This is a genomic window from Sphaerotilus mobilis (assembly GCF_004216565.1).
GTDB classification, from domain to species: Bacteria; Pseudomonadota; Gammaproteobacteria; order Burkholderiales; family Burkholderiaceae_C; genus Sphaerotilus; species Sphaerotilus mobilis.
In genome coordinates, this window is record NZ_SGWV01000009.1 from 442,698 (window position 1) to 455,762 (window position 13,065).

The following is a 13,065-nucleotide window of genomic DNA, read 5'->3' on the forward strand; positions in this document are numbered from 1 at the left end:
TGAGCTGCGTCTCGGCCGCGCCGCACACGTCCCCCGGCGGCCCTCCGCTCAGTTCACCGAATGGATCATCTCCCGCACCCGCGGGTAGATCTGCTGGCGCCAGCGCCGGCCGCTGAAGACGCCGTAGTGGCCGACGCCGAGTTGCACGTGGTGGCTCTTGAGCCAGGGCTTGATGCCGGTGCACAGGTCGTGCGCGGCAACGGTCTGGCCGATGGCGCAGATGTCGTCGCGCTCGCCCTCGACGGTGAACAGCGCGCTGCGCCGGATCGCGCCGCAGTCGACCTTCTGGCCGTTCACGACCAGCTCGCCGCGCGCCAGCCGGTGGGTCTGGAAGACCTGCTCGACGGTCTCCAGGTAAAACTCGGCCGGCAGGTCGTTGACCGCGAAGTACTCGTCGTAGAAGGCCGCGGTCGCGTCCGCTGCCGCGTGGTCGCCGTCGCGCCGGTTGTCGTAGAGCTTGCGGAAGGCGTCGGCATGGCGCTGCGGGTTCATGCTCATGAAGGCGGTCAGCTGCAGGAAGCCCGGGTAGACCTCGCGGCCCGCGCCGGCATGTCGCCACGGCACCGGGTGGACCAGGTTCTTGGCGAACCACTCGATCGGCTTGCCGGTGGCCAGCACATTGACCTGGGTCGGGTTGATGCGCGTGTCGATCGGGCCGGCCATCAGCGTCAGGCTGTGCGGCTGGGCCGGGTGTTCACGCTGGGCCATCAGCGCGGCGGCGGCCAGCACCGGCACGCAAGGCTGGCAGACCGCCAGCACATGCACGCCCTCGCCCATCGCCGCGATGAAGTCGATGACGGTCTCGATGTACTCGGCCAGCCCGAACGGCCCTTCGGCCAGCGGCACGTCGCGGGCGTTGTGCCAGTCGGTGATGCAGACGTCGTGATCGGCCAGCAGCGTGCGCGCGGTGTCGGTCAGCAGGGTCGCGAAATGGCCCGACAGCGGCGCGACGACCAGCACGCGCGGCAGGGGCTTGCCGCCATCGCCGGCCTGCGCGAGGTCGGCACGGCGAAAGTGCAGCAGGCTGCCGAAGGCGCTGCGCCGAATCACGTGTTCGGTGACGGCCACCGCGCCGGGCGCGTCCACCGAGTTGGGGATCACGCCGGGCTCGGCGGGCAGCACGGCGTGGATGCCGTAGTCGGGCCTGCGATGGGTCAGGCGCAGCCGCGAGAAGACCTCGTGCGCAGCGGCGGCCGCGTACAGGCCGGGCGGTGCCGGCCAGGGTTGCAGATGCTGGGCGCTCCGGGCCAGCGCCTGCGACGTCCACGCAGCGGCCTGTTGCCAGGGACCGATGGCATCGGTGAGCGCCTGATAGGCGGCATAGAGCTGGTTCATGGACCGGAACAGGCAAGTTGCAGGCCAGTTTCAGCGTGGGGCTGGCCCGACATGGCACATCGATTGCGTCGGTCCCCTGAACGCAGGAGACCGCCCCATGCCCTCGAAGACCCCACGCAGCCGCGCCGCCGCCACCGCAGCTGCGGCCGCCCCGGCCATCGCCGGTGCACCCGGCACCACCCCCCGCACCACCTTGACGCTCAGCAGCCGGAACTACTCGTCCTGGTCGCTGCGCGGCTGGCTGATGTGCCGGTTTGCCGGCCTGAGCGTCGACGAAGTCATGCTGTCGCCGGACGACCCCGACGCCAAGGCCGAGATGCTGCTGCTGGCGCCGTCCATGCTGGTGCCTTGCCTGCGCCACGAGGGCGCGACGGTGTGGGACACGCTGGCGATCGCCGAATACCTGAACGAGGTCTGCCCCGACGCCGGCCTGCTGCCGGCCGACCGCGCCGCGCGGGCCCACTGCCGCGCCATCAGCGGCGAGATGCACTCGGGCTTCACCTCGCTGCGGTCGGCCCTGCCGATGAACCTCAAGGGCCGCTTCCCGGCCTACAAGGTCTGGAGCCGCGCGGCCACCGACATCGCGCGGGTGCTGCAGATCTGGCGCGAGTGCCTGGACCAGCATGGCGGCCCCTACCTCTTCGGCGCCACGCCAACCGTCGCCGATGCGATGTACGCGCCGGTGGTGACGCGCCTGCAGACCTATGACGTGAAGGTCGCCGACCCGGTCTGCGCGGCCTACTGCCGGACCATCCTGGCGCTGCCCGCGATGCAGGAATGGATCGCGGCGGCGCTAGCGGAGCCGGAGGCGATCGATGAGCTGGAGGTGGAGTTCTAGCCCCGCCACCCCCGGCGGCTCACGCCGCCTTGAGCCCCCAACCCTGCGCCGCCGGGATCTCGCAGACCGCATCGACGTCGATGGTCTTGAAGTCGGCCGGGCCGACGATCTCGAGGTATTCCATGTCGGGCGAGTAGTCGAACAGGTAGTGGCGCACGCCTGGGCGCTGGTGCACGCAGTCACCGGCGCTGACCAGCGTCTCCTGGTCCTCGTACATGAAGCGGGCCCAGCCGCGCAACATGATCACGATGTGGAAATCGGCCTCGTGGCGGTGCCAACCGGTGCCCTTCTCGGGTGCGTTGTGCGCCACGACGAGTTGCGCGAGCACCTTGCCGCCGGTCGCGGCTGCCACGCCGAGGTCGCGGTAGAGGAAGAAATCGCGCAGGCCGTCACCCCGGAACGTCGTGTCCATCGGCTTGACGTGGGAGAACAGCGTGTCGCCGGCAACGGCGCGGACCTTGTCGAGCATGGGAGCCTCCTGAGATGCAGGGCGGGTTGAAGAATGCTGCAGCGCGACATGCATGTTCCATTCCCTCGGCCTGCGGCCTGCCTGAACCTCGGCCCGGGGCCGGTCATACCCCGCTGGGTTGCACCTGGATACCCCCTGCACACACTCGCTTGCAGCCACACCCGTTTGGGGGATCAGTTGTGAGCGCCATTCACGTCCGGCAACAGACCTTCGACGCGGTTGCAGGAAGCGGCAGGCGCGGTCGGCTGCAAGCGGTCACGATCAGGTCCCAAACGCGAAAAACCTCACACAAAGAAGTCGCCCGTCGACCACCGGGCCAGGAGGCGCGTGCACCCCAGCCCATCCCCGGAGGAGAACCGATGAATGCCCTGATCCTGAGCCACCAGAAAACCCTGCTCCCCTTGCTGCAGGACATCCTGAACCCGATGTCCGCCATGGCCCAGGTGCGCTGCAGCGGTGCTGCGCCGCTGGACGCCGGCGAGCAGAGCCACCACGAACGACCGGACCTGGTCTTCGTCGACCTGGCCTGGTGCGGCATGTCGGCGGCGCCTGCGCTGCTGCGCGAACTCCGGCGCACGCTGCGCCGCGCGCCGCTGGTGCTGCTGGTGGATCGGCCGGAGGAGGTCACGCTGGCGCAGCTGGCCGACGTTCACGCCGACCTCTACATCGGCAAGTCGGTGGCGCCACGGGTGATGCGTCGCTCGCTGCGGCGCTGGTTCACGCCCACCGGCGAGGAGCCGCAAAGCCCGCCGGAGCGCAAGGGCCTGGACGTCAGCCCGAACCTGGAGAACGGCCCGCCGGTCGCTTGGCTGGACCTGCCCACCCTCTACACGCCGCTGGACATCTCGCTCGACGAGATCCAGCTGTTGGCCCAGCCGGTGCGGGTGGCGACGGCAGGTTCCGCCCGCGCCGCGTTGCCGCACTGACCGGTGGGTGGCGGGTGCGTCAGCCGGGGCCACCGGGTCCGCCGGGTCCACCGTTTTGGCGCTCGATGAAGAACTGCGCCAGCAGCCCTTGCACCCGCACCGAGAAGCGCGCGTAGAGGCCCCGCTCGACAAGTTCACGGGCACGGGCCACGTCGCCAGCTTGACAAAGCACCAGCACATCGGCGGCGGTCTCGTGGAAGGTCTGGTGGCTCAGCAACAGGCGCCGGAAGACGTCGTCGCCGCCATGCTTGCGCTTGGCATCGCCATGCAGCCAGCGGCCCAGGTCACAGCAGTCGTCGCGGCGGACGCGGGCGATGTCGAAGTTCTCGTCGCTGGCACCGTCCATGACCTGCAGCAGCCGACGTTTCCAGAGCTGATGGGCGCGGATCGCGCCGGCAAAGTCCAGCCCTTCGAAGACCGCCTGGCCCTGTTCATCGACCGACAGTTGACCCAGGTCGGTGAGCGGCGCCGGTTCGGTCAGCGGTGCCGGGCCGGTGGGTACGCCCAGGGCCTGCAGCTCACGCCGCCGCCGTTCATGCCGATCCAGCCGGCCAGACAGGCCCCTCAACCAATCCATCAGTGCCACGTCAAGCTCCCCTTCGTTGCCGGTCAGGGCCCGGTCGGGCCGTGCGGTGGCCGATGGTGCCTGCGGCATCTGAAGGAATGTCGAACAACGCCGGGCGACCTCAGCGCAGGCTGCGTGCCAGCAAGGCCGCCAGCGGCTCGGGCCGATGCAGCAGGTGGCCCTGGGCCAGCGTCACGCCCAGGCTGCGCAGCTCGTCGAGCGTGGCGGGGTGTTCGACAAACTCGGCCACGGTCGGCACGCCGATGACGCTGGCGACGTCGCAGAAGCTGCGCACCGCCGCCAGGTCCAGCGGGTCGTTGCCCAGTCCGCTGATGAACTGGCCGTCGATCTTGAGGTAGTCCACCGGCAGCGACTTCAGGTAGCCGAAGGACGAGGCCCCGGCGCCGAAATCATCCAGCGCGATGCGCACGCCACGCTGGCGCAACTCGGTGACAAACGCGGCCGCATCGAGCGGCCGGGTGATCGCGGCGGTCTCGGTGATTTCCAGGCAGAGGTGGGCGGCCAGGCCGGCATGGGCGTCGACCAGGGCCAGCACCCATCGATGGAAGGCACGATCGCTGACCGACTGTCCTGACACATTGACCGCCAGCAGGTCGCCCGGCCGCAGCCGGTCGTGCAGGCGCACCAGCAGGTCCAGCACGCTGCGCAGCACCCAGCGGTCGATCCGGCCGGCGCGGTGGAACCGTTCGGCCGCCGGCAGGAATGCGCCCGGCGTGATCAGTCCGCCCTGGCCGTCGGCCATGCGCAGCAGGACCTCGGCATGCAGCGGCGCGCGGCCGCCGTGCGCCTCAGCGCCATCGCCGCAGGCGGAAGGCTCACCGGCCACCACCGGCACGATGCGCTGTGCATGCAGCACCAGCGTGTGCTCGGGCAAGGCCTGCTCGTCCAGCGCCGCATCGATGCGGGCGGCCCACTGGGCCTCACCGCGCAGGGTCTGCAGATGCTGCTCATGGTCATCGGCCACGTGCACGCGGTTGCGCCCGGCCGCCTTGGCGCTCCTGCAGGCGCCGTCGGCGCTTTGCAGCAGGCTGGCGGTGTCGGTCCAGCGGGCATCGATGCCGACCAGCCCGATGCTCGCGCCGATGCGGAACCGCCGCTCGCCATGCACGAAGCGGAACTCGTCCATCTGCTCGCACAGCTGTTGCGCGAGCCGCAGACCCTGATCGATGCGGCAGTGTTCGAGGATGACCGCGAACTCGTCGCCACCCAGGCGCGCGAGCGTGTCGCGGCCGCGCACGGCGCGCTGCAGCAAGCTGGCGATCTGGCGCAAGAGTTCGTCGCCAGCGGCATGCCCGCTGCTGTCGTTGACGAGCTTGAACTCGTCCAGATCGATGAACAGCAGCGCATGCTGGCCGCCGGTGTCCCCGCTGTGGTCGAGCGCGCGCTGCAGGCGGTCCTCGAACTCGCTGCGGTTGACGAGACCGGTCAGCGCATCGTGGGTGGCGCGGTAGCGCATCTCGCCGGCCATGCGGCGCTGCGCGGTGACGTCGCGAAAGACCAGCACGACGCCGATCAGCCGGCCGTCGACGCCGCGCATCGGCGACGCGGCGTGCTCGATGCCGCAGGACTGCCCGTCCTGCGCCCGCAGCAGGCCATCGGAGCGCAGCGGCACCGGCTGGCCGTCGGCCAGGCAATGAAGAACCGGGTTGTCCAGCGGGTCGTGACGGGTCTCGTGGACGAGCTGGAAGACCCGCTCGACCGGCTGGCCCAGGGCCTGCGCACGCGGCCAGCCGGTCAGCGCCTCGGCCACCGGGTTGATGTCGTCGATGCGGCCCAGGGCATCGGTGGTGATGACGGCGTCGGCGATCGCATGCAGGGCCACCGACAGGCGCTCATGTTCGGCCTCCAGCCCGCGGGCCAGGCGCAGCCGCTCGGTGACGTCCTCGATCACCGCCATCGAGCGCAAGGGCCGACCGTCGCCGTCGCGTTCGAGCACGCTCGACAGGCGCACGTCGATCAGGCTGCCATCGCGCCGCACCATCTGGTAAGGCACGCCGTGGTTGCGGCCATCGCGGAAGAAGGCCGGCAGGACCTGCTCCAGCGCGAAGCGGCGTGAATCCGGCGCCAGGAAGTCCACCGACAGCCGGCCGATGACCTCCTCGCGCGCATAACCCAGGTGCGCCAGCCAGGCATCGCTGACGCTGAGCAAGCGCCCTTCGCCGTCGATGGACTGCAGCATCGCCGGCGTGCGGTCGTAGAGCGCCCGGAACTGCTGTTCCCGATCGGCCAGCGCCTGTCGGCCGAGCACCTCGTCGGTGATGTCGCGGCCGACCGAATGCAGCCACTCGACGCGACCGTCAGGGCCACGCAGCACCCGGTTCGTCCAAGACACCCAGCGCACGCGCCCATCGCGCAAGACGATGCGGTTCTCGCTGCGTTCGGTGCGGCCCTCGTCGCGGATCACGGCCAGGCGTCGTGCCACCTCGTCACGGTCCTGCGGCGGCACCTGGTCCAGCAGACAACGCCCCAGCAACGCCTCGCGCGGCAGGCCATAGAGCGCCGCATAGGCGGGGTTGACGTAGCCGCGCACGAAGTCATCCGGTCGAGCGAGGGAGATCGCTTCGACCTGGTCCTCGACCAGGGTGCGCCAGCGCGCTGGCTCGATCCGTTCGTTCGGATCGACATCGCCCAGATGGGCGGAAAGGGTCACGAAAGGCGGCACGGCGACAACGAGGGCGGCACGAAACGGCGTGGGCGGGCAATCAATGTAGTCAGACCCGGGCCGCGTGGCGCACCCCGGCCATCAATCGTTTGCAACCCGACACAAATCCACGCCCCACGGTGGCGCGCGCGCCGCGTGGTGCGGTCTTGCGGGAAGCGGGACGGACGGTCTGGCGCCTACGATCGTCGCCATGACGACGCAGAACCTCTCCTTCCTGATCGGCCTGGACGGCGGCGGCAGCGGCACCCGGGCCCGCCTGAGCGCGCGCGACGGCCGCCTGCTGGGCGACGGCATGGCCGGCCCTTCGGCGCTCGGGCAAGGCAGCGCGCAGGCCTGGCGCCACATCGGCGAGGCGGTGGCTGCGGCCTTCGCGGCGGCCGGCATGGCCGCCGCACGGCCGGCCGACTGCGCGCTCGGCCTGGGTCTGTCGGGCGCCGAGAACCCGGGCTGGGTCGCGGACTTCCATGCCGCCGATCCGGGCTGGGGCCGTGTCGTGCTGGACAGCGACGGCGCGGCGGCGGTGCTGGGCGCCCACGGCGGCCGGCCCGGCGCGCTGCTGGCCATCGGCACCGGCAGCATCGGCGTGGCCCGCCATGCCGACGGCAGCCGGCACATGGTCAGCGGCTGGGGCTGGCAGATCGGCGACGAGGCCGGCGGCGCCTGGTTCGGCCAGCAGGCGGTGCGGCTGGCGCAGCGCGCGATGGACGGCCGCGCGCCAGCCGGCGCGCTGGTGCAGGCGGTCTGGCAAGGCTGCGGCGCGACCCGCGCCACCTTGCTGGACTGGTGCGCGGCGGCCGGCCAGACGGGCTATGCCGAACTGGCGCCGCTGGTCTTCGAACAGGCCGGCCATGACCCGGCCGCCGCTGCGCTGGTCGAGCAGGCCGTGCACCACGCCCGCGCCATCGTGCGGGCGATGGACCCGTCCGGCGCCCTGCCGCTGGTGATCGCCGGCAGCATCGGCCGGCAGCTCGCCCGGCGCATCGCCACCGGGCTGACGCAGGCCGTGGTGGAGCCGGTCGGCGACGCCTGTGACGGCGCGCTGCACCTGATCCGCACGGCGCTGCAGGAGAACGCCCGATGAGCCACGCGCTGGAGCATCTGGACGGCGACATCCTGACCCCCGGCGGCCTGCTGCGCGGGCGGATCGCCTGGCGCGACGGTCACATCGCGGCGATCACCGGCCAGCCGGTCGACGCGCCGGCCGGAGATGCCCCGCTGATCCTGCCCGGCTTCGTCGACCTGCACGTGCACGGCGGCGGTGGCCACGACGTGATGGACGGCGCCAACCATGCGGACGCCGCCGCCGAGATCGCCCGCTGCCACGCCCGCCATGGCACCACCGCGCTGCTGGCCACCACGATGACCGCACCGATGGACGAGATCCGCGCCGCGCTGATCGCCCTGGCGCCGCATGTGCGCCAGCGTCCGGCCGGTGGCGCGCGGATCCTCGGCGTGCACCTCGAAGGCCCCTACATCAGCCCCGGCCGGCTGGGTGCGCAACCGGACTTCGCCAGGGCGCTGACGCTGGCCGAGGTGCGCGAGCTGCACGCGCTGGCGCCGCTGGTGACGATCACGCTGGCGCCCGAGGTCGACGGTCACCTGGACCTGATCGCAGCGCTGCGCGCGGCCGGTCACCGCGTCCAGCTCGGCCACAGCAACGCCCGCTACGAGGACGGCGTGGCGGCGCTGCGCTGCGGCGCGGTCAGCTTCACCCACCTGTTCAACGCGATGAGCGCGCTGCACCACCGCGAACCCGGCCTGGTCGGCGCGGCACTGGCGCACGCGGCGCACGCCGAGATCATCCCGGACCTGCTGCATGTGCATCCCGGCGCGATCCACGCGGCGCGGCGTGCCATCCCGGGCCTGTACTGCGTCAGCGACGCCACCGCCGCCACCGGCATGCCCGACGGCGACTTCCGGCTCGGCCGCCACACCGTGCGCAAGTGCGAAGGCGGCGTGCGCCTGGCCGACGGCACGCTGGCCGGCAGCGCGCTGACGCTGGACCAGGCGCTGCGCAACCTCGTCGCCATTGGCCTGCCGCTGGTTGAGGCCTCGATGCGTGTCTCGACCCACGCGGCCGACCTGATCGGCCGACCCGACCTGGGCCGGCTGGCCGTCGGCGCCTGCGCCGACCTGGTCGTGCTCGACCCGCAGCCGCTGACGGTGCAACAGGTGCTGATCGGCGGCCGAACGCCCTGAACAAGCCGGTCAACGGCTGCCCGATGTCACCCCAGCGACAGACTGACGTGGCCGGAGACCCGTCGCTAGGGTATCCATGGGCACGAACGGTCGTGCCGGCCTCCTAGCATCGTGTCTCACATTTGCAGGTCGCTTGTCCAAGACGGAAAGCCGGCCGCGCCCGTTCCACGGACCGTTCCACAGGAGACATGACATGACCCAGCCCGCACAACCGCGTCGCCGATTTCTCCGCAATGCCTCGGCCGGTGCCATCGGCGCCGGCGCGCTCGCCGCGCCGATGATCTCGCGCGCACAGACCACCACGCTGCGCTTCCAGAGCACCTGGCCGGCCAAGGACATCTTCCACGAGTACGCCAACGACTTCGCCAAGAAGGTCAACGACATGGCCGGCGGCCGCCTCAAGATCGAGGTGCTGCCCTCGGGCTCGGTCGTGCCGGCCTTCCAGCTGCTGGACGCCGTCAACAAGGGCACCCTCGACGGCGGCCACGGCGTCGTCGCCTACCACTACGGCAAGCAGTCGGCGCTGGCGCTGTGGGGCTCGGGCCCGGCCTTCGGCATGGACCCGAACATGGTCCTGGCCTGGCACAACTACGGCGGCGGCAAGGCCCTGCTGGAAGAGATCTACAAGTCCATCAACATGGACGTGGTCTCCTACCTGTACGGCCCGATGCCGACCCAGCCGCTGGGCTGGTTCAAGAAGCCGGTGGCCAAGGTCGCTGACATGAAGGGCCTGAAGTTCCGCACCGTCGGCCTGGCGGTCGACGTGTTCACCGAACTGGGCACCGCCGTCAACCCGCTGCCCGGCGGCGAGATCGTGCCGGCGCTGGACCGTGGCCTGATCGACGCGGCCGAGTTCAACAACGCGACCTCTGATCGCATCCTGGGCTTCCCCGACGTGGCCAAGAACTGCATGCTGCAGAGCTTCCACCAGAGCGGCGAGCAGTTCGAGATCCTGTTCAACAAGGCCAAGTACGACGCCCTGCCCGCCGAGCTGCGCGCCATCATCGACTACGCCGTGCAGGCCGGCAGCGCCGACATGAGCTGGAAGGCGATCCAGCGCAACTCGCAGGACTACATCGAGCTGAAGAAGGCCGGCATCAAGTTCTACAAGACGCCCGACGCCATCCTCAAGGCCCAGCTCGACGCCTGGGACAAGGTCATCGCCAAGAAGGGCGCCGAGAACCCGCTGTTCAAAAAGGTGCTCGACAGCCAGCGCGAGTTTGCTCAGCGCGCCGGCCAATGGCAGAACGACTACATGGTCGACTTCAAGATGGCCTGGAACCGCTACTTCGGCGCCAAGAAGGCCTGATGTCCGGGCGGCCTGCGCGCCGCCGGACCGACCACTGAACGAAACACAAGCGCCTGCTCCGTGCAGGCGCTTGTCTGTTTGAGCCCCGACCGACGGGGCCGCTTACCGAGGGGTGTCACGCATGCAAAGCCTGCTGTTGCTGGTCGACCGGATGTCGACCTGGCTGGGCCAGCTGTTCGCCTGGTCCATCGTTGCGCTGACCGGGTTAATCACCTGGGAAGTGTTCTCCCGCTATGTCTTCAACCACCCGCACGCCTGGGCGCTGGACGCGCAGATCATGCTGTACGGCACGCTGTTCATGATGGGCGGCGCCTACACGCTGGCCAAGAACAACCATGTGCGCGGCGACGTGCTCTACGGCTTCTTCATGCCACGCACGCAGGCCACCGTGGACCTGGTGCTCTACGTGCTGTTCTTCCTGCCGGGCATCTTCGCGCTGACCTGGGCGGGCTGGAACTTCGCCCACGAGTCGCTCGCCATCCGCGAGCAGACCTTCTCGGCCGAGCCGCTGCCGCTCTACCCCTTCAAGTTCATCATCCCGCTGGCTGGCGCCATGCTGCTGTTGCAGGGCGTCGTGGAGATCGTGCGCTGCGTGCGCTGCATCCGTGACGGCGAGTGGCCCTCGCGCGAGCAGGACGTCGAAGAGGTCGACGTCGACAAGCTCAAGCAGATGGTCCATGTGAAGGACGAGGACATCATCGCCCTCGACAAGTACATCAAGCCGCCGAAGGACGCGTCATGAAGATCCGCAAGGAACTCTGGTTCGGCTTCATCCTGATGGGGCTGATCATCCTGGGCGCACTGACCATGCTGGTCAGCGCCGACAAGATCAGCAATGGCCACATCGGCCTGCTGATGCTCTCGCTGGTGGTCGTGGCCATCATGCTGGGCTTCCCCACGGCGTTCACGCTGATGGGCATGGGCATGATCTTCACGTGGATCGCCTACGAGCGCGACACCGACAAGACCCTCACGCTGATGGTGCAGAGCGCCTTCAAGGTGATGGGCAACGACGTGCTCATCTCGATCCCGCTGTTCGTGTTCATGGGCTATCTGGTCGAACGCGCCAACCTGATCGACAAGCTGTTCCGCAGCCTGCACCTGGCCCTGGCGCGGGTGCCGGGATCGCTGGCCGTGGCCACGCTGTTCACCTGCGCGGTGTTCGCCACCGCCACCGGCATCGTCGGTGCGGTCGTCACGCTGATGGGCCTGCTGGCGCTGCCGCAGATGCTGCGCGCTGGCTACGACGTGCGGCTGTCGGCCGGTGCCATCACGGCCGGCGGCTGCCTGGGCATCCTGATCCCGCCGAGCGTCATGCTGATCGTCTATGGCGCGACGGCGGGCGTGTCGGTGGTGCAGCTCTACGCCGGGGCCTTCTTCCCCGGGATCATGCTGGCGGGCCTATACATCGTCTACGTGATCATCATCGCCAAGCTCAAGCCGCACCTGGCACCGCCCCTGTCGGCCGAACAGCGCTTCGTGCCGCTGCCGCCGCTGACGCAGCGGGTCTCGGATGCGATCTCGAACACCGCCCTGCCGGGCCTGGTGAAGGCGCTCAAGGGCGAGCGCAACGTCGACGTCCCGGCCGGCTACCTGCTGCGCCAGCTCGGCATCACGCTGCTGCCGGCGCTGGTCTTTGCGGTCGTCGCGCTGTGGGGCCACGATGTCTCGACCCGGCCGGCAGCGGCCGCCATCGAGATCCAGCAGAACGACGGCGGTGTCGGTGCGCCCCCTGGCTCATCCGATGAGCCTGCCGCGCAAGGTGGCGGACTCGCGGAGCCACCGGGCGAGGAAGGTGGCCTGCAGGAGCCGCCGTCCGAAGGCGGTGTGCAGGAACCTCCGGGCGCCGAAGGTGGCGTGCAGGAGCCTCCGGGCAGCGAGGAGGCCGCATCGGCCAGCACGGGCGAGACCAGCACCGTCGCGCAAGGCGTGAGCGAACCACCCGGCGCCGAGGCAGCTCCCGCCGCGCCGGCCGAGCCGGTGCCCGCCTCGACGGGCTACTGGGTCGGCCTGGGCGTGGGCTCGCTGGCGCTGGTCGCGTTCTACGCGATGCTGAGCTTCCAGCGGCTTGAGGTCTTCAAGATGCTGCTGGCGTCCTTCTTCCCGCTGGTGCTGCTGATCTTGGCGGTGCTGGGCTCGATCGTGTTCGGTCTGGCCACGCCGACCGAGGCGGCTGCCGTGGGTGCTTTCGGCGGCCTGCTGCTGGCGGCGGCCTACAAGCAGCTCAACTTCACGGTGGTCAAGGAGAGCGTGTTCCTGACGGCCAAGACCAGCGCGATGGTCTGCTGGCTGTTCGTCGGCTCTGCGATCTTCTCGGCGGCCTTCGCGCTGCTGGGCGGGCAGGAGCTGGTCGAGCAGTGGGTCCTGAGCATGAACCTCACCAAGACGCAGTTCCTGCTGCTCAGTCAGGTGATCATCTTCATCCTCGGGTGGCCGCTGGAGTGGACCGAGATCATCGTGATCTTCATGCCCATCTTCGTGCCGCTGCTGGACAACTTCGGCGTCGACCCGCTGTTCTTCGGCCTGCTGGTCGCGCTGAACCTGCAGACCGCCTTCCTGAGCCCGCCGGTGGCGATGGCGGCCTTCTACCTGAAGGGCGTGAGCCCGCCGCACGTCACGCTCAACCAGATCTTCGCGGGCATGCTGCCCTTCATGGGCATCCAGGTCGTCGCGATCTTCCTGCTCTACATGTTCCCGGAGATCGGGCTCTGGTTGCCGCAGGTGCTCTACGGTCGCTGAAG

The 13,065-nt window shown here is 69.8% G+C and carries 11 protein-coding genes; 7 read left to right on the forward strand and 4 right to left on the reverse strand.

Going from position 1 to position 13,065, the window contains the following annotated elements; translation table 11 throughout:
* Positions 1-48 precede the first annotated feature (48 nt).
* Positions 49-1,335: a polyhydroxyalkanoate depolymerase gene (locus tag EV685_RS11280; RefSeq protein WP_130482107.1), complete on the reverse strand. Its 1,287-nt coding sequence runs from the start codon at positions 1,333-1,335 to the stop codon at positions 49-51.
* Positions 1,336-1,432: 97 nt separating this feature from the next.
* On the opposite strand from EV685_RS11280, the gene EV685_RS11285 reads away from it, so the two are divergent.
* Entirely contained in the window at positions 1,433-2,173 is a 741-nt protein-coding gene (locus EV685_RS11285) for a glutathione S-transferase family protein (RefSeq protein ID WP_130482108.1), read from the forward strand.
* A 19-nt stretch (positions 2,174-2,192) separates the two neighbouring features.
* Here the strand turns inward: EV685_RS11285 and EV685_RS11290 are convergent, their stop codons facing one another.
* Positions 2,193-2,642, reverse strand: a complete 450-nt coding sequence (locus EV685_RS11290; RefSeq protein WP_130482109.1) for a cupin domain-containing protein — start codon at positions 2,640-2,642, stop codon at positions 2,193-2,195.
* 359 nt (positions 2,643-3,001) lie between these two features.
* Between EV685_RS11290 and EV685_RS20620 the strand changes: the two genes are divergently transcribed.
* The gene (locus tag EV685_RS20620; protein ID WP_165396775.1) at positions 3,002-3,568 is read left to right on the forward strand and encodes a hypothetical protein; all 567 of its coding nucleotides are present in this window, start codon (positions 3,002-3,004) and stop codon (positions 3,566-3,568) included.
* A 19-nt stretch (positions 3,569-3,587) separates the two neighbouring features.
* On the opposite strand, the gene EV685_RS11300 is transcribed toward EV685_RS20620, so the two are convergent.
* Together EV685_RS11300 and EV685_RS11305 are read right to left on the reverse strand one after the other, a co-directional pair.
* Entirely contained in the window at positions 3,588-4,145 is a 558-nt protein-coding gene (locus tag EV685_RS11300; RefSeq protein WP_242615562.1) for a CZB domain-containing protein, read from the reverse strand.
* 109 nt (positions 4,146-4,254) lie between these two features.
* A complete protein-coding gene (locus tag EV685_RS11305) occupies positions 4,255-6,804 on the reverse strand; it encodes a bifunctional diguanylate cyclase/phosphodiesterase (protein ID WP_130482112.1) in 2,550 nt (849 codons plus the stop codon).
* A gap of 202 nt (positions 6,805-7,006) precedes the next feature.
* Here EV685_RS11305 and EV685_RS11310 point away from each other — a divergent pair, with 202 nt between their 5' ends.
* The 5 genes from EV685_RS11310 (at position 7,007) to EV685_RS11330 (ending at position 13,063) form a co-directional block, all read left to right on the forward strand.
* Positions 7,007-7,897, forward strand: a complete 891-nt coding sequence (locus tag EV685_RS11310) for a glucosamine kinase nucleotide-binding domain-containing protein (RefSeq protein WP_130482113.1) — start codon at positions 7,007-7,009, stop codon at positions 7,895-7,897.
* The gene (nagA, locus tag EV685_RS11315) at positions 7,894-9,015 is read left to right on the forward strand and encodes an N-acetylglucosamine-6-phosphate deacetylase (protein WP_130482114.1); all 1,122 of its coding nucleotides are present in this window, start codon (positions 7,894-7,896) and stop codon (positions 9,013-9,015) included. The genes EV685_RS11310 and nagA overlap by 4 nt, the downstream gene beginning before the upstream one ends.
* 193 nt (positions 9,016-9,208) lie before the next feature.
* Positions 9,209-10,324, forward strand: coding sequence for a TRAP transporter substrate-binding protein (locus EV685_RS11320; protein ID WP_130482115.1), 1,116 nt, complete (start codon positions 9,209-9,211; stop codon positions 10,322-10,324).
* Positions 10,325-10,445: 121 nt separating this feature from the next.
* Positions 10,446-11,066 carry a TRAP transporter small permease subunit gene (locus tag EV685_RS11325; RefSeq protein WP_130482116.1) on the forward strand — a complete coding sequence of 207 codons (621 nt, stop codon included), beginning with the start codon at positions 10,446-10,448 and terminating at the stop codon, positions 11,064-11,066.
* On the forward strand, positions 11,063-13,063 hold the full coding sequence (locus EV685_RS11330; protein WP_130482117.1) for a TRAP transporter large permease: 2,001 nt from the start codon (positions 11,063-11,065) through the stop codon (positions 13,061-13,063). Before EV685_RS11325 ends, EV685_RS11330 begins: the two co-directional genes overlap by 4 nt.
* The last annotated feature ends 2 nt before the right edge of the window (positions 13,064-13,065 follow it).